This window comes from Planctobacterium sp. AWM4_229 (genome assembly GCF_056160305.1).
Map to the genome: position 1 here is coordinate 392,574 of NZ_JBSWWX010000001.1, position 20,945 is coordinate 413,518.

A 20,945-nucleotide genomic window follows, 5' to 3' on the forward strand; every position below is an offset into this window, starting at 1 on the left:
CTAAACCGAATTATTTATGCCAAAGAAGTTTATAAAACGAATTTTGCCAGACCATCAGTCCATAAAAGAGCAGAAAGCTCTTAAGGTCTTTGGCAAGCTATTGCATGATGCCAATTTGTGGCACCTAAATAGAAAGTCCGCCTCTGGCGCATTTGGTGTAGGCTTGTTTTTTGCGTTTTGGCCAGTGCCTTTTCAAATGTGGTTGGCTGCCGCTCTTGCGATCCCCCTTAGAGTCAACCTTCCCGTTTCAGTTGCCACTGTCTGGATCACCAATCCCTTCACCATGCCACCGATATTCTATGGCGCCTACAAAGTGGGTACTTTCATTATTGGGACACCTGCTAGCAAATTTGAGTTTGAACCTACCTGGGAGTGGGTAGTGAACAGTATGGAAACCATTGGTCCCGCATTTTTACTAGGATGCCTGGTTTGCGGCACTATTTTTGGTATGGCTGGCTATTTTGGTCTCAATACGCTTTGGCGTTTTTCAGTAAAAAAAGCGTGGCAGCAACGTAAAATCAGTCGAATGAAAGGCCAAACCCTGCCATAACTGTATTAATGAACGCAATTTTTTTACCTTCCGCTTCTTAACTGAACAAAATTCAGTCTGGGTTTCTTTATAAAAAACACCTTTCATTGTCGACAATAACACCTCAATTGATTGACTATTTTTTAAATCACACCTATATTGTCGACACTTCATCAAGCTTTAAGTCAATCTTATGTTCGATTCAACAACCGTTGCGGTAACAAATGCAGATAAAACCTTTTTGAGTATCCGCAATGATATCGTAGAAGGCATTGTTCCAGCGGGTGCAAAGTTGAGTGAACAAGAATTGTCGACAAGATATAGCGTTAGTCGTGCCGTTGTGCGCGAAGCCATTAATCGCCTGGAGGCCAATCACCTTATTGAGCGCAAGGCCAATGTCGGTGCTAAAGTGGTCACCCTCTCGCCAGAAGGACTATCCGAACTTTATCAAATTCGCGAATCACTGGAAGGCATGGCCGCCCGATTGGCCGCTCGCAACATGAGTGATGAAGAGATAAATGACTTAAGTGGTTTACTCACAAAACACTTCGACAAAGTAAAAACAGGCGAACGCTACTATCAGGAAGCGGGCGATCTGGACTTTCACTATCGCATCATTATGGGCAGCAAAAACAAGCAGCTTATCAGCTTATTGAGTAACGGCATTTATCACCTGGTACGTATGTATCGTGTGCAGCTGGGTATGGCCGGCCCGCGTGTCACTACCGCATACGATGAACACAAACACATAGTTCTGGCTATTAGCCAGCGAGATGAAGAGCTGGCGGAAATATTAATGCGTCGCCATATTGAATACTCTCGACGTAACATCGCCTCAAAACTTTCTACATTTAACCCTACAGGAGCCTAAACATGAGTGCAGGTAAAAAATTCAGAGAAGCGCTTGTTGCCAACAAGCCATTGCAAATCGTAGGTACCATCAATGCCTACACAGCCATTATGGCGAAAAAGATAGGCCATCAAGCTATCTATCTTTCTGGTGGTGGCGTAGCCAACGCGTCTTATGGTTTACCCGATCTCGGCATGACTTCATTGAATGACGTTATCGCTGATGTACAACGCATTACTGCGGCTTGTGACTTGCCTCTCATGGTAGACATTGATACTGGTTGGGGCGGCGCCTTCAACATTGCCAAAACCATCAAGGATATGGAAAAAGCCGGTGCTGCAGCAGTTCACATGGAAGATCAGGTAGCGCAAAAGCGTTGCGGACATCGTCCAAATAAAGAAATTGTTTCCACCGAAGAAATGGTAGACCGTATAAAAGCGGCAGTTGATGCCCGAACTGACCCGGACTTTTTCATCATGGCCCGCACAGATTCCTTTGCACAAGAGGGTTTAGAAGCCGCAATTGAGCGAGCAAAGGCTTATGTTGCAGCCGGTGCTGACGGCATTTTCGCCGAAGCCGTGCAAACTGAAGAACACTATCGCGCCTTTTCTGAAGCGCTTGACGTACCAATTCTGGCTAACATCACTGAGTTCGGGAAAACCGAGCTGTGGAACAAAGAACAACTGGGCGAATGGGGAGCGGCAATGGTGTTATATCCATTAAGCGCCTTCAGAGCCATGAACAAAGCAGCAGAAATGGTCTATACCTCTATTCTGGAGCAAGGTGACCAAAAAGCAGTAATCGACCAGATGCAAACTCGCATGGAGTTATACGATTATCTTGGCTATCACGAATACGAGCAAAAACTGGATGCCCTCTTTGCCGAAGGCAAAAACAAGTAGGAAAGCATCCTGTAGGTTCGACTTTAGTCGGACAGAACGTAAAAAGATATACAACAATTTAAATTCCCTACAATTTCAGGAGATTCTCCGATGGCAAAAGTATTAAGTGGCGCAGGTTTGCGCGGACAAGTTGCGGGTAAAACAGCCCTTTCAACCGTAGGTAAAAGCGGTTCAGGCCTGACGTATCGCGGTTACGATGTAAAAGATTTGGCTAACCATTGTCAGTTTGAAGAAGTAGCTCACCTTATCTTAAAAGGTCATCTGCCTAATCAAGCAGAATTGGACGCTTACAAAGCCAAACTCAAAGCGCTGCGCGGTTTACCAGTGGCACTCAAAGAGGTATTGGAGCATATTCCAGCTGACGCTCACCCAATGGATGTGTTGCGTACTGGTTGCTCAATGTTAGGCAACCTCGAAGGCGAAGCTAACTTTGACATGCAACAAGATGTCACCGACCGCATGTTGGCGTGTTTCCCTAGCATCATGTGTTACTGGTACCGCTTCAGCCATGATGGCGTCCGCATTGACGTAGAAACCGACGATGATTCCATCGGTGCTCACTTCCTGCACATGCTGCACGGTGAAAAACCGGCAGAGCTGCACGAGCAAGTAATGCACGTGTCTTTGATCCTATACGCAGAGCATGAATTCAACGCCTCTACCTTCACAGCACGTGTCTGTGCCTCGACGCTTTCGGACATGCACAGCTGTGTGACTGGTGCTATCGGCTCATTGCGCGGTCCATTGCACGGTGGTGCGAATGAAGCGGCGATGGAAATGATCGAAAGCTTCACTTCTGCCGACCACGCCGAAGAAGAAATGATGGGTAAACTGGCCCGCAAAGAAAAGATAATGGGCTTTGGTCATGCCATTTACTCAGAGTCTGATCCGCGTAACGAAATCATCAAACTTTGGTCTGAAAAACTGGCTAAAGAAGTGGGTGATGAAGTGCTTTACCCGGTATCAGTGCGCTGTGAAGAAGTGATGTGGCGCGAGAAAAAGCTGTTCTGTAACGCCGATTTTTTCCACGCTTCTGCCTACAATTTTATGGGTATCCCCACTAAGTTGTTTACCCCTATATTCGTGATGTCGCGTCTGACTGGTTGGGCCGCACACGTAATGGAGCAGCGAGCTGATAACCGTATTATTCGCCCTTCGGCTGAATACACTGGTGAAGAGCTTCGCCCGGTAACGCCAATCGCTGAGCGTTAATTGTCTGTCAGGGAGGTCCGCCTCCCTTTGTGTTTTTCTCTTTTAACTCAATACAGGCATCACAATTATGAACTTCGATTACCGCAAACCACTGCCCGGCAGCAAACTGGATTACTTCGACACCCGCGAAGCCGTTGAAGCAATCGTCCCAGGCAGTTATGACAAACTCCCCTACACTTCCAAAGTATTGGCTGAAAACCTGGTACGCCGCTGTACTCCAGAAAATCTGACAGCGTCTTTAAGCCAAATTATCGAGCGCAAACGCGAACTGGACTTTCCCTGGTTTCCAGCACGGGTTGTATGCCACGACATTCTCGGTCAAACGGCGCTGGTTGACCTGGCAGGCCTTAGAGATGCCATCGCAGACCAAGGCGGCGACCCGGCAAAAGTCAACCCGGTAGTGCACACGCAGTTAATTGTGGATCACTCACTGGCAGTAGAACACGCTGGTTTTGAACAAGACGCGTTCGAGAAAAACCGTGCCATTGAAGAACGTCGCAACGAAGACCGTTTCCATTTTATCAACTGGACCAAAACCGCCTTTAAAAACGTGGATGTTATTCCTCCTGGCAACGGTATCATGCACCAGATTAATTTGGAGCGCATGTCTCCGGTAATTCAAGCACGTGATGGTGTTGCCTTTCCAGACACCTTAGTCGGTACCGACAGCCACACACCGCACGTAGATGCTTTGGGGGTTATTGCTATTGGTGTGGGTGGTCTGGAAGCAGAAAATGTAATGCTAGGCCGCGCCTCTTATATGCGTTTACCTGATATTGTAGGTGTTGAGCTTACCGGCAAACCACAACCTGGTATCACCGCCACCGATATTGTCCTGGCGCTGACTGAGTTTTTACGTAAAGAGCGCGTAGTTTCTGCCTATCTGGAATTCTTTGGTGAAGGTGCCAGCCACTTAACCTTGGGCGACCGTGCTACCATTTCCAATATGACACCCGAATACGGTGCCACTGCTGCGATGTTTTACATCGACCAGCAAACCATCGACTATCTCAAGCTGACTGGCCGTGACGAAGAGCAAGTACAGCTTGTAGAAAACTACGCCAAGACCACCGGCCTTTGGGCAGATGGGATGGTGAATGCCCAATATGAGCGCGTTCTGAAGTTTGATTTATCGTCCGTGGGTCGCAATATGGCAGGTCCTTCTAACCCACACCGCCGAGTAGCAACGGCCGACCTCGCCAGCCAAGGCATTGCAGGCAAGGTTGAAAATGACGGTGACAACATGCCTGATGGCGCAGTTATTATCGCCGCCATTACCAGCTGTACCAATACCAGCAACCCGCGCAACGTAATTGCTGCAGGTCTATTGGCGCGCAATGCCAATGCCAAAGGCTTAATGAGAAAGCCTTGGGTTAAATCTTCACTGGCTCCCGGCTCTAAAGCGGTAAAACTCTACCTGGAAGAAGCCAATCTGCTACCTGAACTGGAGCAATTGGGCTTTGGTGTTGTGGCGTTTGCTTGTACCACCTGTAATGGCATGAGTGGCGCGCTGGATCCAAAAATCCAGCAGGAAATTATCGACCGTGATTTATACGCCACAGCAGTACTTTCCGGTAACCGTAACTTCGATGGCCGTATTCACCCCTACGCCAAACAGGCCTTCCTGGCATCTCCGCCTCTGGTGGTGGCCTATGCTATAGCGGGTACCATTCGCTTTGACATCGAAAAAGACGTGCTTGGCCATGACACCGACGGCAATCCGGTCACCTTAAAGGATATCTGGCCAAGCGACGAAGAAATCGATGCGATCGTGGCCTCCAGCGTCAAACCTGAGCATTTCCGACAGGTTTATGAGCCCATGTTTGAGCTGAACGTCGATTATGGCGAAAAGACGGATCCGCTGTACAACTGGCGCCCACAAAGCACCTATATCCGCCGCCCTCCATATTGGGAAGGCGCACTCGCCGGTGAACGCACTTTGAAAGGGATGCGTCCGCTTGCGGTATTAGGTGACAACATCACCACTGATCACTTATCACCGTCCAATGCCATCCTGCTGGACAGCGCCGCAGGTGAATACCTGCACAAAATGGGTTTACCGGAAGAAGACTTTAACTCCTACGCTACCCATAGAGGCGATCACTTAACGGCACAACGTGCAACCTTTGCCAACCCCAAACTGTTCAACGAAATGGTGCAGGAAAACGGTGAGGTCAAACAAGGTTCATTGGCACGTATTGAGCCGGAAGGTAAAGTCACCCGCATGTGGGAAGCCATTGAAACTTACATGGAACGCAAGCAGCCGCTGATTATTGTGGCCGGCGCCGACTATGGTCAAGGTTCCTCTCGTGACTGGGCTGCGAAAGGCGTACGCCTTGCAGGAGTTGAGGTTATTGTTGCGGAAGGCTTCGAGCGTATACACCGTACCAATCTGATTGGCATGGGTGTACTACCGCTGGAATTCCAACCTGGCACTACGCGTAAAACCCTGGGTATCGATGGCACAGAAACCTTCGATGTAAAAGGTGATAAAGCGCCGGGGGCGACGCTTACCCTGGTGATAAACCGCGCCAACGGCGTAACTGTAGAAGTGCCTGTAACTTGCCGTCTGGACACAGCGGAAGAAGTCTCTATCTATGATGCAGGTGGTGTGCTACAGCGCTTCGCAAAAGACTTCCTTGCTTCCGAAGGCACAGCTTAAAAACTGTAGTTAACCTCTAAAGCGACACATTGTGTCGCTTTTTGTTTTTGAGAGAAATTTATGTTTAAACCTCAAATTAAAATTCCGGCTACCTATATGCGGGGCGGAACAAGTAAAGGCGTATTCTTTAACCTGACGGATTTACCGCCATACGCGCAAACCGCAGGTGAAGCCAGAGACAACTTGTTACTGCGGGTTATCGGCAGCCCAGACCCTTATGGCAAACATACAGACGGGATGGGCGGCGCCACTTCCAGTACCAGTAAAACTGTCATTTTAAGTAAAAGCGAAAAAGCTGAACACGATGTGGATTATTTGTTCGGACAAGTGGCTATAGATAAACCTTTTATCGACTGGTCAGGTAATTGCGGCAACCTAACCGCAGCAGTCGGTGCCTTTGCCATCAATAACGGATTGGTAGATAGCAGTCGCATCCCTGAAAACGGCATCGCTGTTGTTCGTATCTGGCAGGTAAATATACAAAAAACCATCATCGCTCACATTCCCATCACCCAAGGTGAAGTGCAGGAAACGGGAGACTTTGAATTAGACGGTGTCACCTTCCCGGCCGCTGAAGTAAAAGTAGAGTTCCTGGACCCGGCCGATGCCGATGGTGATATGTTCCCCACCGGAAATCTGGTGGATGAATTACAAGTGCCTGAAACACTGGTAGCAAGCGGAAAGCTCAAGGCAACCCTCATCAATGCGGGCATTCCCACCATGTTTGTCAACGCCGCTGATATCGATTATCAAGGCACTGAACTGCAAGGTGACATCAATAGTGATAACAACGCTCTCGCTCGCTTTGAGGCTTTGCGCGCCTTGGGCGCGGTGAAAATGGGACTTATCCAGGATGCTTCAGAAGCAGCAGCCAGACAGCACACGCCTAAAATTGCGTTTGTGGCTCCCGCAGCTGATTACACATCCAGTAGTGGTAAAGCCATTAAAGCAACGGATATTGATGTGAATGTTCGAGCCCTTTCCATGGGTAAACTGCACCATGCCATGATGGGCACGGCAGCTGTAGCTATTGCCACAGCAGCCGCAATTCCGGGTACTTTGGTCAATGAAGCCGCAGGCGGAACTGAGCGTGAAGAAGTGACGTTTGGGCATCCTTCAGGCACCTTAAAAGTGGGCGCAAAAGCCTCACAAGAAAACGGCAAGTGGCTGGCGAAAAAAGCCATTATGAGCCGCAGTGCCCGGGTGTTGATGGAAGGCCATGTGCGTGTCCCTGAGTGATCACTTTTAGAAGATATTTCAAATCTTAGGGATGCAATGCATCCCTTTTTACATCAACTTGATAAAATCCCAGCCAGTCCTTTATCACTTCATCAAATACCCTTCACAGCATACATAAATTCTCTGAATGGCCTGTATTAGTAAATTAAACGCCTGTTTCAATACGTTCATGTTACGCTGAGCATATAAAAAATATTAAAGAGGTTTACCCTATGGCAATTTCCCATTTTTATCCCCCGCGTAGAACCCTGATGGGTCCCGGCCCTTCTGATGTGAACCCGCAAGTATTAGCAGCTCTCGCCAAGCCAACCATTGGTCACCTCGATCCGCTTTTTATCAATCTGATGGAAGAAACTAAAGCGCTGCTGCAATACGCCTTTCAGACTCAAAACGAATTTACCATTGCAGTATCTGCACCCGGCTCCGCTGGCATGGAGACTTGTTTTGTTAATTTAGTAGAGCCAGGCGACAAAGTTATTGTGTGTATCAATGGTGTATTTGGCGGTCGCATGAAAGAAAATGTTATACGCTGCGGTGGCGAAGCCATTGTGGTGGAGCAAGAATGGGGCCGTGCTGTAGATCCTGACGCCGTTGAAACTGCACTCAAAGCTAACCCTGATGCCAAATTCCTGGCCTTTGTCCACGCGGAAACCTCTACCGGTGCGCGTTCAGATGCAAAAGCCTTATGTGCCCTCGCTCAGCAATACGATTGCCTCAGTATCGTTGATGCTGTTACTTCTTTGGGCGGTATCGAATTGCGAGTGGATGATTGGGGCATCGATGCCATCTATTCCGGTAGCCAGAAGTGTTTATCCTGTGTTCCCGGAATTTCGCCAGTGAGTTTAAGCGACAAAGCAGTAGCTAAAATCAAAGCCCGAAAAACACCGGTGCAAAGCTGGTTTTTAGATCAAACCCTGGTAATGGGCTATTGGTCGGGTGAAGGTAAGCGCAGTTATCATCACACTGCTCCGGTAAATTCCATTTACGCATTGCACGAGTCCTTATTGTTACTGCAGCAGGAAACCTTAGAGGCCTCCTGGCAGCGTCATCAAACTCAGCACGAAGCCCTTAAAGTTGGCTTGCTGGATCTAGGATTAGAATTTGTGGTGCCAAAAGAAGAAAGACTACCGCAACTGAATACCGTGCGAATTCCGCAAGGTGTGGATGATGCGACGGTACGTCAGTATCTGCTGAACGAATACAACCTTGAAATCGGCGCAGGCCTCGGTGCCTTTGCTGGCAATGCCTGGCGCATTGGGTTAATGGGATATGCAGCAAAAAGTGAAAACGTCTTGCTGTGTCTGGCAGCGCTAAGAAAGGCGCTTAGTTAAATACAAGTCGATTTCCCACCATGGGGTGACATTCTGTGTAATGAAGCCCCATTTTTAGCATCCTGCTCCAAATCAATTCTGATTGCATTGTCTGGAGACGGTTACTCGAGATTAATCTCGTCACAATAAAAAGCCACTTTTATTGCGGATAATTCTATTCCCTTCCTATACTGTAATGCCGTGTTATTGGCTGTCGCAATACTTCGTTGTAACAATGCCACGAACCCAACATTCAAATGGATTGCAAAATCATGAATATTAAACGATCAGCTACAATAAAGAATAAAGCGCTTTTAACTCTGGCCCTGATGACAGTCTTAACGGGCAATATACAGGTACATGCCCAAATCATTGAAACATCACAGCACGGCATATTGAACGTAGATGTTGGCCGCTCCCCAACAATTGATAATGTACCGCAACCGGTTGAATTATATGGTTGCAACAATACAGTGGTGGAGACACAAGTTTATTGGGACACGCAAAATCAGGTAGTAGGTAATATTCCTTACGGATTTCGCATATCTGACTCAGGTAAAGAATACAAGGTGAGCAAATACTATGTTGTTTCTCCCCCTGCATGGCGCAACAAAAATCAAACAGAAAATGCCGCAGCCAAAAAAGAAGCGCAGCCTTTTATCGGATTAGTGACACCAGACAATTTTACTCTCAAAGGCAATAAACCCGCGCAGATCCTGAACCTGGACTACCGCATTTTAATGCCCACTTATCTTGAAAATGTACCGGTGGATTTTAACTACGCGGAAGATGAAATCTTATCTTGTGCTGAACAAGGTGTTGTCTCAATTCCTATCAATACGGCCTGTTCCGATTTTCCATGGCGAGCGGGTGCTGAAGGTGCCTCGGGCATTGGTGTTTTGAACACTTCAGGTAGTACCGCATTCTTACCCACGCTGAAAAAAGATAAAGATCCACTGCAATGCACTACTACCTTGTTGCACGACATTATGCTGGATCACAAAGTGTTTTTTGCCACCGATGAAGGCTTAACAGACACTATCAATCTGACCCAATATCACGCCGAACAGAAAACCATGAAACTGGTTTGTTTGCCAAGAGCAAAGAATGATGTACCAGCAGGTTGTATGTGATAAGTTTTGGATAGAAAAGTAAAGCAAACGAATCTTGCATGTCTGAAAAACTCTTTGTTTATGGCACCTTGTGCCCAGGTCGCCCTAATGAACATTTACTTAAACAGATTGGCGGGGAATTCGTCAAAGCCAGTGTCCGTGGCACCCTGCACGAAGAAGGCTGGGGAGCCACCATGGGTTATCCCGCTATCAAGCTCGATGAAAAAGCGGCTAAAGTTCAAGGCTATGTATTTAGCTCCGAGAATCTCGAAAAACACTGGCCTGAGTTGGATGAGTTTGAAGGGGATGCCTACAGCCGGGTGCCTGTAAAAGCAAAGTTAGAAAACGGCGAAGTTATTCAGGCTTGGGTGTATTCACTACACCCAAGCCTGGGCTGATTTAAATAGCATCAGAAATTATAGCGGTTGATTAACCAGAAACATTACCAGTGATTTGTATTCTTCAAAGGATTTGATGCTGCGAATTTCAGGTACGTATTTGCCATGGATAACCAAGGTAGGCACTGTACCAATGCCTTGCTTTCTCAACTCTGCCGTTTTGCCCCGCATTTGTTTAGCCTTAGGTGCTACGGAAAAGCTTTTCATAGCCTTATCAAACTTAGCACCATCTGCACCATGCTGTACAAATATCGTTTTAATATCTTCAACAGAACTAAAATCGCCTTTTTCCACATGAATTTTACGAAATACCGAAGCAACGACTTCGTCTTTAACTTTCAGCATTTCCGCCACAATCAGAGCCTTGGTGAGCGCCTGTTCTATGGCCATATCTCTTCCCGGCATGCCATCCACGTGGTTTTTCGCAAACTTCATTCCTTCAGGCAATGCGGCTGCGACTTCAGCCATAAAGGGCTCTTGGGTAAAACAATGAGGGCAATAAAATGAGAAAAACTCAGTTACCCCTTTCTTGTTCGATAATGGGTTTTCCAACACCGTATAGTGAGTGTCTTCTTCAAATTCCGCTGCAAGTGCAGAAAAAGAAAACAAAGCAAAAAACAAGATAAGTAGTTTAGATTTCATTAATGGCCCTTTTTGTTGTTATTGATACTGAGGCTGACAGATATCCCTATCATCCCTTTAAATAAAGCTTTGGAACAGTGTAACAACTTGTGTTTTAACTGCGATAAAAACTCGAACCAGGATCTGTTTCAAAGTGTTGCAATGAAATTGACTTCGGGAGTCAGGCGGATTAAGTTCTTGTTTTAACTCGAATGTAGTTTGCGGCCCCCTTTAAAATTGCAACTCAAGCTCAACAGCACTTTCAGGGAAATTCATGGATTTAAACAACATCATTACATTCATAGCAGTTGCAACACTACTGGTAATTTCACCTGGTCCTAATGGTTTTCTCATCGCGAAAACAGTACCTCTCTCTGGTCAAAAAGCGGGATTTGCCAATGTTGGCGGATTTGTCGCTGCATTTTACGTACATGGCACGCTTTCTGTTTTTGGAATTTCCTTACTTTTAGTGCAATCAGCCATGGCGTTTACGCTGTTTAAACTGTTTGGTGCTGCGTACTTAATCTGGATAGGCATCAAAGCTTTGAGAAATGCTTTTAGTAAGCCAACAAGAGCATTGATTGAATCTCCTCAGCAGCTTCAAAATCAGGTTTCAATTCAATGTGCATTTGGGGAAGGCTTTGTTACTAACGTATTGAACCCGAAAGTTTCTATGTTCTATCTTGCAGCATTTCCTCAATTTATTTCACTAGAAGGCTCGGCTTTAAGTGCCTATACCTTGGTCACTGCTCATGCAGTGGTAAATCTTATCTGGTTTTCATTTATGGTCTTAGCATTGTCACAAGTAAAAGATGCAGCCAACAATGAAAGATTCAAAAAGTGGCTAAACTCGATTACGGGACTCGTTTTCATAGGCTTTGGCGCGAAATTGGCTTTGTTGAAAAGCAGTTAATTCGAAAGCTAGTGCTCAAATGGTGAAAGCACGGACATAAGCCGCGTTTGACTCTGCAACAGTCTGTTTTAACAAGTACATTAAAACTCTTTAAAAACACAACACATGAGAAATCCCCTTGCTTGAGCTAAGAAAATCGTTAACAACAGAAATCCCAAAATTCGTTGAAATGGAAAGCTCGGAGGATGCGTCAGACTATATCATTCCCCATACACTGGATAAGCATTTATCAGAACTTAACAATCCTGAAATGCTTTACCTGTCTATTTATCAGAACAATGAACTACAAGGTTTTTTCATTCTGAAAATGGGTGTGGACGCGGAGATAGAATTTCGCAGAATAGTTATAGGCTCAAAAGGCAATGGTGTCGGTCAAGCAGCGATAAAGCTGATGGAAGCCTATTGCAGAAATAAGTTGGATGCTAAACGGATATGGCTGGATGTCTTTTCTTTTAATCAAAGAGCACAACACATATACAAAAAGATGGGATATCAGCAGTTTGGCGAATCGGAACACCAAGGAAAACTCTTGCTACTGTTTGAAAAGTGGCTTTGAAGCCAAAAACAATAAAGTAGTTTTAATCCACTTTATCTTGCGAGCAGGATACACTAACAATTTCCAGGTATGAAGGTCAGGAATAATTCAACAGATGGATTTTGAAACCATTGAACAGTTAGAAATGGAGCTGAACGATTACACGATCCGTAAATCTAAGGCGAGACTGCAGGAGTTGATTGCTGAAGACTTTGAGGAAATTGGCAAATCCGGTAGACGCTTCACTAAACAAAACATAATTGATGACTTGCTAAACGAGCCTGCGATTGACTATTCAGTACAAAACTTTCGATTTACGGCATTAGCAAGTGATTGTGTACTAGTGAAATACCAAACCTCCATTCAACGACAGGTTACTCACCGCTGCTCTATCTGGAAAAAAGTGGAAGGTAGGTGGCAAATAATCTATCACCAAGGCACAACATCCAACCAGGCACATATCGAAGATAATTAATATAAATTGGTTTTTCATCTGTTCTCAGACAAAATCGAATACACACAGATGCTACATAACGCGACTTAACCACTCACGAGACTTAAATTATCTCAATGGAATTGAAATACCGCAGTGCAGAGTGCCAAGATCTCCCCTGCCTTGTGGCATTACTGGCAAATGATCCTCTGGGCAAATTAAGAGAAGACAGCTCGGTCCCCCTAAACCCTGCTTATTTATCAGCGTTTGAAGCGATAGATAGCGATCCGAATAACGAATTGCTGATTGCCGAGCTTGGAAATCAAGTTGTTGGGATGCTGCAACTTACTTTTATCCCTTACTTAACTCACATTGGCAGTTGGCGTTGTCTGATTGAGGGTGTCAGGATACATGAAGACTTTCGAGGACAAAGCCTTGGCGAACAGATGTTTGAATATGCAATCAACCGTGCGAAGCAAAAAGGATGTACGGTGGTGCAGCTTACCAGTGATAAACAACGGCCGGATGCTATTCGCTTCTACGAAAAATTAGGCTTTAAAGCCAGCCATGAAGGTTTCAAATTGTCCTTGCCATCTGATGAAGATTAACAAGGTGATGAGCGTATTAGTTCAGACAGCTATGGGACACCAAAATTCGTTGGAAATAGACAATGCGCAAATCAGATAAGAAACGAGACAACGCCCTTCGTAAGGTCTTGACCCATGTCTGCGAAAGCGCACTAAAAGACATTCCGGGCTTTTGCTGGTTAACCCACGTTGTGAATTATGACAACTACCCTAAAAGCTTGAGAATTGTGTGTGTATTCGACCGCAATGTTGATTTAGATATCTACCTGACCTCTGAAAAAAACAATTACCTTCAGTCCATAATCGCTTCACAGCTAAGTCAAATAGACGTAAAACTGGACAATATTAAAAACCAGATTTTGTTCGATACCGAAGAGAATTGCTCAGAGCAACACAATGGCAACTGGGCCCGCAGGCTTGCTTAATGTTATGAAGGTTACATTTAATCACACATAAACAGACGAAACTTGGGATAATATGAATAAAAAACATAGTTCATGAGAATGACAATGGCACTAGTTCTGATGTTGATTGGGGTTTCTGTATTTGGTGTATTGGGAACCGTACATCTGCTATATACCTTCTTCACCAACAAATTCGATCCTTACGAAACACAAACCAAAGATGCCATGATGGGCACTTCACCGCGACTTACCAAAGATACAAGTATGTGGAAGGCGTGGATTGGTTTTAATGCCAGTCACAGCTTAGGTGCAATGTTTTTTGCCGCCATCTATCTCGTGCTACTCACTGAGCAATTTTCAGTAGTGCGCGGCTCTGTCTGGCTGTCTATCATGCCTATTGTCGTTGCAAGCAGCTATCTTTATCTGGCTTATAAATACTGGTTTAAAGTTCCCATGGCGGGTATTTTGCTGGCATTAGTTTGTTTCGTTGCATCCGTTGTACTCATCCACTTTTGACATACCGTCATAAGCCCAACTACACACAAATTGAACTATCTGCAAAGCATTGCGGACGTGTAATCAAAACAAAGAACTCAACAATACCATAATGTATGGCCTGACAGTCTTTAAGTCCGGAGTAATGATTCATGAAAAATCATTTAATCAGTAAATTAACCTTATCCTTAGGGGTGATTTTTTACCTCGTGGTCATCCCCTTTCTAGAGTGGAATCACAGTCATGTTTTTAATCCCGATTGGCCTGCACATGCTCGATTTCATGAAGTTTGGCAGCTTTCCACTAATATCGCCTTGGGTATATTGGTTTTGTGGCTGTGTTGGCGCCGAAGTCAGTTTGTCTTGTCAGGGGTAATCAACATTTTGGTGATGGGAGGCGTTCTGGTTTCACATGCTTTATCAGACTACGTGGGTAGTACTGTAAATTCAGGTAATATTGCAAAGCTGATTTTGGGCCAGGATTTAGCCGTGTTAGTAGCTTTAATAGTGGTTCTTTCGTCAATAGCGGTTGTCCTCAATCACCAGAAAATTGTAATAAGGACGTGACTTGAGGCATTAGATGAAGGTGATGCTAGAATCAGTTTAATGTTCGTTTTAAGCTTTGTGAGCCAACTTGTACGCTGATTGTGCACCTTAGAATAATAGTACCGATTGCAAATAAAATGAGCGAAATGTCACTTCATACGTATTAGCATTATTAAATCAACTCACATGGATAGAGATTTTTATGGCACATACTTTCCGATATCAAAAAAAGGGGTACTACCTGGAGTTTAGTGGCCCACTTAACTTTAAAGAATTGGAATGGGCCAACTCAAAAATCTATGAACACGAAGAGTTTGATAACCATAAATTTCAAGTTATCTCACTGCTAAATGCTGATCTGTCATTAGTCAGCGAAGAGGGACCAGAGCAATTGGCTGCAGCTGATTTTGGCGGGTCATTATCTCGCGGTAACGTCAGAATAGCGCTGGTAGCCAAAGACAAAACAACTGTTGATCTTTGCAAAGAATACCAAAAAGTCACTGAAAAACTGCAGTCCAGCTGGCAAGTACGAATCTTCTCAGAACTACAACAAGCCCTTACTTGGGCTGAAGCTTAAAGTTTTTCCACCTTTTCCAGCAACTCGCTATTTATAGCTTCGATACTCCTGATAGTGCCCTGCTCCACACATGGAATACGGCACCAATCGTTTTTCTCATGTAAAAGTTGGTAAACTTTGTAAACCTTCTCCAAATAACCATGAGCCGCTTCGTGGATGTCTTCTTTCTCGTCTGTGTAGCTGCGCTGTTTTTTCTTCAGTACCAGCTCTTTTGAGACTTCTAGCGGCACATCCAAAAAGATAGTAATGTCGGGTTTGGGTAAGCCATTTACTTTGTATTCCAGCTCAGCTAACCAATCAATAAAATCTGCCCGCTCTGATTCAGCAAATTTAGCGGCCTGATGGCCCATATTAGATTCTACGTAACGGTCGCACACTACGTAATAACCCGCTTCTAGATCTGCCAGTAGATTAGGCTTTTGCTCCAGACGGTCACTGGCGAACAACACAGAGGCCAACTTAGGATGAACTTCATCAATCGAACCGAATTCTCCCCGCAAAAAAGCGCCTACCTCACGGCCGAAAAAGGTTTGCTCGTAGGCTGGAAAACTGTACATCTTGACCTTTTTGCCAGTCGCTTGCAGCTTTTCAATTAACAATTGACTTTGTGTGCCTTTGCCACTGCCGTCTATGCCTTCAATAGTGATCAGTTTTCCTGTCATGTGTAACTCGATTATTTAATAATGTGGACTTGGTTGTTGAGCACGACCTCGGCCGCCTCACAACGAGGTGCATAATAATGCCATTAAGTAACGGTACTGTCAGTGCAAAAATCCTGCAATCAGACAAACAGCTACGCCCCACTAGTACAGCCCCAAAAAAAAGGGCAGCTACCTGAGTAACTGCCCTATCAAATACCCTTGCGCTAACGAGGGGTTTACTTCGGAGACACGAAATATGCACGTCTCAATTCGATTGTATCTTCACAACCAGGAGTCGATTGCTTTTTATCTCACCACCCACTCACAGAGGAGGAATGATGTAGCCCGGTGCGGAGCAAAAACGAAATTTACAGCTCTTCTGCTTCCTCTTTAACATCGTCTTCTTTTACTGATTTTTTCAGTAGTAATTCCGCTCTTAACTTGCCTTCAAGCTCATTGGCAATATCTGAGTTATCTCTCAAAAACTGCACAACATTAGCTTTCCCCTGACCGATGCGATTACCGTTGTAGCTATACCAGGAACCAGCTTTTTCCACCATTTTTTGTTGTACACCAAGGTCAATCAATTCCGCCTCTTTGCTGATCCCTTCTCCGTACATAATCTGGAACTCGGCTTGTTTAAAGGGTGGTGCCACTTTGTTCTTCACCACTTTTACGCGAGTTTCATTACCCACCACTTCGTCGCCCACTTTTACCGAACCAATGCGACGAATGTCTAAACGTACAGAAGCATAAAACTTAAGTGCATTACCACCGGTTGTGGTTTCCGGGTTGCCGAACATAACACCAATTTTCATACGAATTTGGTTAATGAAGATACACAGGGTATTGGATTTTTTAATATTGGCTGTCAGCTTACGCAACGCTTGAGACATCAAACGAGCCTGTAAACCAACGTGAGAATCTCCCATCTCACCTTCGATCTCAGCTTTAGGTGTTAATGCCGCTACAGAGTCAACAATCACCACGTCAACTGCACCAGAGCGCACTAACATGTCACAGATTTCTAACGCCTGCTCACCCGTATCTGGCTGGGATACTAATAATTCTTCTACATTCACGCCCAACTTTGCGGCGTAGACAGGATCTAAAGCGTGCTCAGCATCTACGAAAGCACAAGTTTTACCTTTCTTCTGAGCTTCGGCTATAACCTGCAGTGTTAATGTGGTTTTACCGGATGACTCAGGGCCGTAAATTTCAACAACGCGTCCACAAGGCAAACCGCCAATGCCCAAGGCGATATCGATAGTCAGTGAACCTGTTGAAACCGATTCAATATCCATCGCTTGGTTGTCACCCAAGCGCATGATAGTACCTTTACCGAACTGTTTTTCAATTTGGCCAAGTGCGGCTGACAGCGCGCGTGATTTATTATCGTCCATTTTTGAACCCCTTAATTCTTGTTTGTCCTCAATTGCTTGAGTGACATTTGTTTTTGTCTGCCCTTACTCATTGTTTTTAGCACAATGTTGTTGAGCGTCTGTTCGTTAGCTTTGGGTAAATACGGTTACGAACGCATGGCTCGATTGGGTACTCCTGAAACATTAGTTCGGCTGTTTCTTGAAACCCAGCGAACCAACAACTGTATCCTTAACCAGTATTTAGATGCAGTATACTGTATAACCATACAGTTACAATGATTTTTTAAAAGAAATTTATAAGTGATTGGAAACCAACGGATTTTTCAATAGTCTGCGCGATTACAAAGCAGAATGAATAGCTGATGGCTCTCTCCACCAGAAAAAATCAAAGGCAGATTATATTGTGCTCTGCAATAAAAGTCAGCGTCTCGTGCCTTAATAAGTAATACCTCAATAATTCATACGCCCTTATGATTTGAATTATTCATTGAGTTGTTCTATCAAAACCGTTAGCGCTGTCACAACGGTTTGTTCCCGAATTTGCGCCCTGTCGCCGGGAAAAACTTTTTGAAAGCTCAATTTCTTATCACCAATAACAAGGCCAAACCATACAAGACCTACCGGCTTTTCTGCACTGCCCCCCCCTGGTCCTGCTACACCGCTGACCGCCACCGACACTTCGGCGCCCGCCATTTCCGCAGCTCCTTTTGCCATCTCCTGTACAACCTGTTCAGACACAGCACCATGGGCGATTAGTGTCTCGGGGTTTACTCTCACCAGATCACTTTTGGCCTGATTACTATAAGTGATAAATCCCCGTTGGAACCAATTTGAACTTCCCGGCGCACTCGTAATCGCGTATCCTATGCCTCCTCCAGTGCAGGACTCTGCGCAGGTAATCTGCCATTCCCTGCCGACGAGCAGTTCACCGAGTTGAGCTGAAAGTGTCAAAATCTGATCTGAAATCATCAAAACGTCTCAAAATTAAAAAAAGACCAATATAAGAAAAAAGAGTTATGTCGTCACCAGATTATAGTGAATCCGCCCTCGCAAACCATACCCCAATGATGCAGCAATACTTGCGTATCAAAGCTGAACACAAAGAAATTTTATTGTTTTACCGCATGGGCGACTTTTACGAGCTGTTTTGGGATGATGCCAAACGTGCCGCGCAACTGCTCGATATTTCCTTAACCGCCCGCGGTAAATCAGGAGGCAACGCCATTCCAATGGCTGGTGTGCCTTATCATGCAGTAGAAGGCTACCTGGCCAAGCTAGTTAAGCTAGGAGAGTCGGTAGCTATTTGTGAACAGGTGGGCGATCCGGCTACCAGTAAAGGCCCGGTTGAACGTAAAGTTGCGCGTATCATAACGCCGGGCACGGTAACTGATGAAGCCCTTCTGGATAATAATGCAGACAATCTATTGGCTGCTGTATCTCACCACAAACAAACCATCGGTTTTGCTACGCTAGATGTCAGCAGTGGTCGTTTTGTTATCAGGCAACTACAGAGTACTGAAGCTCTGGAAGCCGAACTGGAAAAAGCCCGACCTGCTGAAATACTTTATCCGGATGATTTTCCTTACACCTGGTTGTTTAGTAAAGACGCCGGGTTGCGCCGCAGACCAGAGTGGGAATTCGACCCCGATACGGCCATTAAATTGTTAAATGAACAGTTTGGCACTAAAGAACTCAGCGGTTTTGGCATCGATCAAAGCAGTTCGCAAATGGCTCTGGCTGCCGCCGGTGCCATCTTACAATATGTTAAGGATACTCAGCGCAGTGCCCTACCCCATATTCGCTCCGTGCGCAAACCAGAAGATGGCCATTTGTTGCAGATGGATGCCACGTCTATTCGCAACCTCGAACTGACCAAAAATTTATCAGGTGGTGAGCAAAACACTTTGTTTTCGGTGCTCAATCACACCAAAACCCCTATGGGCAGCCGTTTGTTAAAACGCTGGTTGCATGAGCCTCTGCGCTGTCGTAACGCGATACGCTATCGTCTGAATTTGGTAGACAGTATGCAGCGCACAGAAGCCGATGAGATTCAGGAAAACTTAAAACAGGTGGGAGACCTTGAGCGAATTTTATCGCGCATTGCGCTGCGCAGTGCCCGCCCGCGTGATTTTTCCAGATTAATTCTGGCCCTTACTCAATTGCCGGCTATTCACGGCTACCTGGAAGAGTTGAGCAGCCCGGAAGCGCTACTATTAAAAGACAATATAAGTTTGTTCACCGAGCTACAAGAGCAGTTAGATGACGCAATTGTCGATATGCCACCAATGCTTATTCGGGATGGTGGCGTTATCAAACCCGGTTACAACCCACAGCTTGATGAATACCGTGCTCTTATGACAGGTGCCACTGATGTTCTGGAAAAAATAGAAAAAAGAGAACAAGAAACCACTGGTATCGCCAACTTAAAAGTCGCCTTCAATAAAGTGCATGGCTACTACATTGAAGTGAGTAAAGGCCAATCTCATTTGGTGCCACCTGAGTACGTGCGCCGTCAAACATTAAAAAACTACGAACGCTACATTATTCCAGAATTAAAGGAGTATGAGGACAAAGTCCTTTCCAGCCAGGCGTTAGCGCTGGCCCTGGAAAAGCAATTGTACGACCAGCTGTTCGACAAGGTGATCCCCAATCTGGCGGCCTTACAAGACACCGCAGAATCATTAGCACAACTGGATGTATTACTTAACTTCGCCCAAATGGCTGAGTTGCATAACTACACACTGCCAGAGATGACTGAAGACAATGAGATTCACTTCCATCACGGACGTCATCCAGTTGTCGAAACCATGGTCACCAGTCCCTTTATTGCCAATCCTATTGCCATTACTGATAGTCGCAAGATGCTGATAGTGACGGGCCCTAATATGGGCGGTAAATCGACTTACATGCGACAAACAGCACTCATTGTGGTGATGGCTCATATGGGCTGTTTTGTGCCTGCAGAACAAGCGCGCATTGGTAATGTAGATCGTATATTTACTCGTATTGGGGCCTCAGATGATCTGGCATCAGGTCGCTCTACCTTTATGGTGGAAATGACTGAAACGGCTAACATTCTCAATAATGCTACGGCGAATAGCTTGGTATTGATGGATGAAATCGGCAGAGGCACCAGTACTTATGATGGGTTATCTCTTGCTTGGGCCACTGCCGAATGGCTGGCTTCAAAGCTCAACAGTTTTTGCTTATTTGCCACTCATTATTTTGAGCTGACCCAACTGGCGGAGAATACTCCTAGTATAGTTAACGTACATTTAGACGCAGTGGAGTATGATGGCGGTATTCGTTTCATGCACGCTGTACAGGAAGGGGCGGCTAACAAAAGCTATGGATTACAAGTAGCAGAACTTGCAGGTGTACCTAATCAGGTTATTCGCAGAGCCAAGCAAAAACTGCAGACTTTAGAGAATTTGGATAACAATACAGCCGCAGCGCCAATGCCCATTCAAACCGATATGTTGACGGTGAGTAATCCAGCACTCAATCTGCTTACAGAAATCAACCCCGATGATTTATCGCCGAGAGAAGCCCTGGAATTGCTCTACAAGTTGAAAACCCTCAACGACGCATAATTGCG

At 45.4% G+C, this 20,945-nt stretch carries 22 protein-coding genes; 18 read left to right on the plus strand and 4 right to left on the minus strand.

What is annotated here, in order from left to right:
• Positions 1-16: 16 nt before the first annotated feature.
• The 9 genes from ACXAGP_RS01705 to ACXAGP_RS01745 all read left to right on the plus strand — a co-directional run bounded on the left by ACXAGP_RS01705 (position 17) and on the right by ACXAGP_RS01745 (position 10,214).
• The gene (locus ACXAGP_RS01705) at positions 17-550 is read left to right on the plus strand and encodes a DUF2062 domain-containing protein (protein WP_475259129.1); all 534 of its coding nucleotides are present in this window, start codon (positions 17-19) and stop codon (positions 548-550) included.
• 172 nt (positions 551-722) lie between these two features.
• Positions 723-1,400, plus strand: a complete 678-nt coding sequence (locus tag ACXAGP_RS01710; protein WP_475259130.1) for a GntR family transcriptional regulator — start codon at positions 723-725, stop codon at positions 1,398-1,400.
• A gap of 2 nt (positions 1,401-1,402) precedes the next feature.
• Positions 1,403-2,281 (plus strand): methylisocitrate lyase, encoded by an 879-nt coding sequence (gene prpB, locus ACXAGP_RS01715; RefSeq protein ID WP_475259131.1) that lies wholly within the window; start codon positions 1,403-1,405, stop codon positions 2,279-2,281.
• 90 nt (positions 2,282-2,371) lie between these two features.
• Positions 2,372-3,493, plus strand: a complete 1,122-nt coding sequence (prpC, locus tag ACXAGP_RS01720) for a bifunctional 2-methylcitrate synthase/citrate synthase (RefSeq protein WP_475259132.1) — start codon at positions 2,372-2,374, stop codon at positions 3,491-3,493.
• A gap of 67 nt (positions 3,494-3,560) precedes the next feature.
• Complete coding sequence (acnD, locus tag ACXAGP_RS01725; RefSeq protein WP_475259133.1) at positions 3,561-6,155, plus strand: Fe/S-dependent 2-methylisocitrate dehydratase AcnD; 2,595 nt, start codon at positions 3,561-3,563, stop codon at positions 6,153-6,155.
• A 60-nt stretch (positions 6,156-6,215) separates the two neighbouring features.
• A complete protein-coding gene (prpF, locus tag ACXAGP_RS01730; RefSeq protein WP_475259135.1) occupies positions 6,216-7,394 on the plus strand; it encodes a 2-methylaconitate cis-trans isomerase PrpF in 1,179 nt (392 codons plus the stop codon).
• Between the two features lie 212 nt (positions 7,395-7,606).
• Complete coding sequence (locus ACXAGP_RS01735; RefSeq protein WP_475259136.1) at positions 7,607-8,725, plus strand: pyridoxal-phosphate-dependent aminotransferase family protein; 1,119 nt, start codon at positions 7,607-7,609, stop codon at positions 8,723-8,725.
• A gap of 251 nt (positions 8,726-8,976) precedes the next feature.
• Positions 8,977-9,837 carry a hypothetical protein gene (locus ACXAGP_RS01740; protein WP_475259138.1) on the plus strand — a complete coding sequence of 287 codons (861 nt, stop codon included), beginning with the start codon at positions 8,977-8,979 and terminating at the stop codon, positions 9,835-9,837.
• A gap of 38 nt (positions 9,838-9,875) precedes the next feature.
• Entirely contained in the window at positions 9,876-10,214 is a 339-nt protein-coding gene (locus ACXAGP_RS01745) for a gamma-glutamylcyclotransferase family protein (protein WP_475259139.1), read from the plus strand.
• A gap of 18 nt (positions 10,215-10,232) precedes the next feature.
• Here ACXAGP_RS01745 and ACXAGP_RS01750 read toward each other — a convergent pair whose 3' ends face one another.
• Complete coding sequence (locus ACXAGP_RS01750) at positions 10,233-10,856, minus strand: thiol:disulfide interchange protein DsbA/DsbL (protein WP_475259140.1); 624 nt, start codon at positions 10,854-10,856, stop codon at positions 10,233-10,235.
• A 253-nt stretch (positions 10,857-11,109) separates the two neighbouring features.
• Between ACXAGP_RS01750 and ACXAGP_RS01755 the strand changes: the two genes are divergently transcribed.
• The 8 genes from ACXAGP_RS01755 to ACXAGP_RS01790 all read left to right on the plus strand — a co-directional run bounded on the left by ACXAGP_RS01755 (position 11,110) and on the right by ACXAGP_RS01790 (position 15,324).
• Positions 11,110-11,748: a LysE family translocator gene (locus tag ACXAGP_RS01755; protein WP_475259141.1), complete on the plus strand. Its 639-nt coding sequence runs from the start codon at positions 11,110-11,112 to the stop codon at positions 11,746-11,748.
• Between the two features lie 169 nt (positions 11,749-11,917).
• Positions 11,918-12,304, plus strand: coding sequence for a GNAT family N-acetyltransferase (locus ACXAGP_RS01760; RefSeq protein ID WP_475259142.1), 387 nt, complete (start codon positions 11,918-11,920; stop codon positions 12,302-12,304).
• Positions 12,305-12,398: 94 nt separating this feature from the next.
• Positions 12,399-12,758 carry a nuclear transport factor 2 family protein gene (locus tag ACXAGP_RS01765; RefSeq protein ID WP_475259143.1) on the plus strand — a complete coding sequence of 120 codons (360 nt, stop codon included), beginning with the start codon at positions 12,399-12,401 and terminating at the stop codon, positions 12,756-12,758.
• Positions 12,759-12,853: 95 nt separating this feature from the next.
• Complete coding sequence (locus ACXAGP_RS01770; protein WP_475259144.1) at positions 12,854-13,324, plus strand: GNAT family N-acetyltransferase; 471 nt, start codon at positions 12,854-12,856, stop codon at positions 13,322-13,324.
• 62 nt (positions 13,325-13,386) lie between these two features.
• Complete coding sequence (locus ACXAGP_RS01775) at positions 13,387-13,728, plus strand: Fis family transcriptional regulator (protein WP_475259145.1); 342 nt, start codon at positions 13,387-13,389, stop codon at positions 13,726-13,728.
• Positions 13,729-13,812: 84 nt separating this feature from the next.
• Positions 13,813-14,223 (plus strand): LIC_13387 family protein, encoded by a 411-nt coding sequence (locus tag ACXAGP_RS01780; RefSeq protein ID WP_475259146.1) that lies wholly within the window; start codon positions 13,813-13,815, stop codon positions 14,221-14,223.
• Positions 14,224-14,354: 131 nt separating this feature from the next.
• Positions 14,355-14,768 (plus strand): DUF6640 family protein, encoded by a 414-nt coding sequence (locus ACXAGP_RS01785; protein ID WP_475259147.1) that lies wholly within the window; start codon positions 14,355-14,357, stop codon positions 14,766-14,768.
• 181 nt (positions 14,769-14,949) lie between these two features.
• Positions 14,950-15,324, plus strand: coding sequence for a hypothetical protein (locus ACXAGP_RS01790; protein ID WP_475259148.1), 375 nt, complete (start codon positions 14,950-14,952; stop codon positions 15,322-15,324).
• Here ACXAGP_RS01790 and tmk read toward each other — a convergent pair.
• The 3 genes from tmk to ACXAGP_RS01805 form a co-directional block, all read right to left on the minus strand.
• Positions 15,321-15,986: a dTMP kinase gene (gene tmk / locus ACXAGP_RS01795; protein ID WP_475259149.1), complete on the minus strand. Its 666-nt coding sequence runs from the start codon at positions 15,984-15,986 to the stop codon at positions 15,321-15,323. The two genes, ACXAGP_RS01790 and tmk, sit on opposite strands and share 4 nt — an antisense overlap.
• Before the next feature lie 347 nt (positions 15,987-16,333).
• Positions 16,334-17,368: a recombinase RecA gene (recA, locus tag ACXAGP_RS01800; protein ID WP_475259150.1), complete on the minus strand. Its 1,035-nt coding sequence runs from the start codon at positions 17,366-17,368 to the stop codon at positions 16,334-16,336.
• A 459-nt stretch (positions 17,369-17,827) separates the two neighbouring features.
• Positions 17,828-18,319: a CinA family protein gene (locus ACXAGP_RS01805; RefSeq protein WP_475259151.1), complete on the minus strand. Its 492-nt coding sequence runs from the start codon at positions 18,317-18,319 to the stop codon at positions 17,828-17,830.
• A gap of 44 nt (positions 18,320-18,363) precedes the next feature.
• Between ACXAGP_RS01805 and mutS the strand changes: the two genes are divergently transcribed.
• Positions 18,364-20,940, plus strand: a complete 2,577-nt coding sequence (mutS, locus tag ACXAGP_RS01810) for a DNA mismatch repair protein MutS (RefSeq protein WP_475259153.1) — start codon at positions 18,364-18,366, stop codon at positions 20,938-20,940.
• The last annotated feature ends 5 nt before the right edge of the window (positions 20,941-20,945 follow it).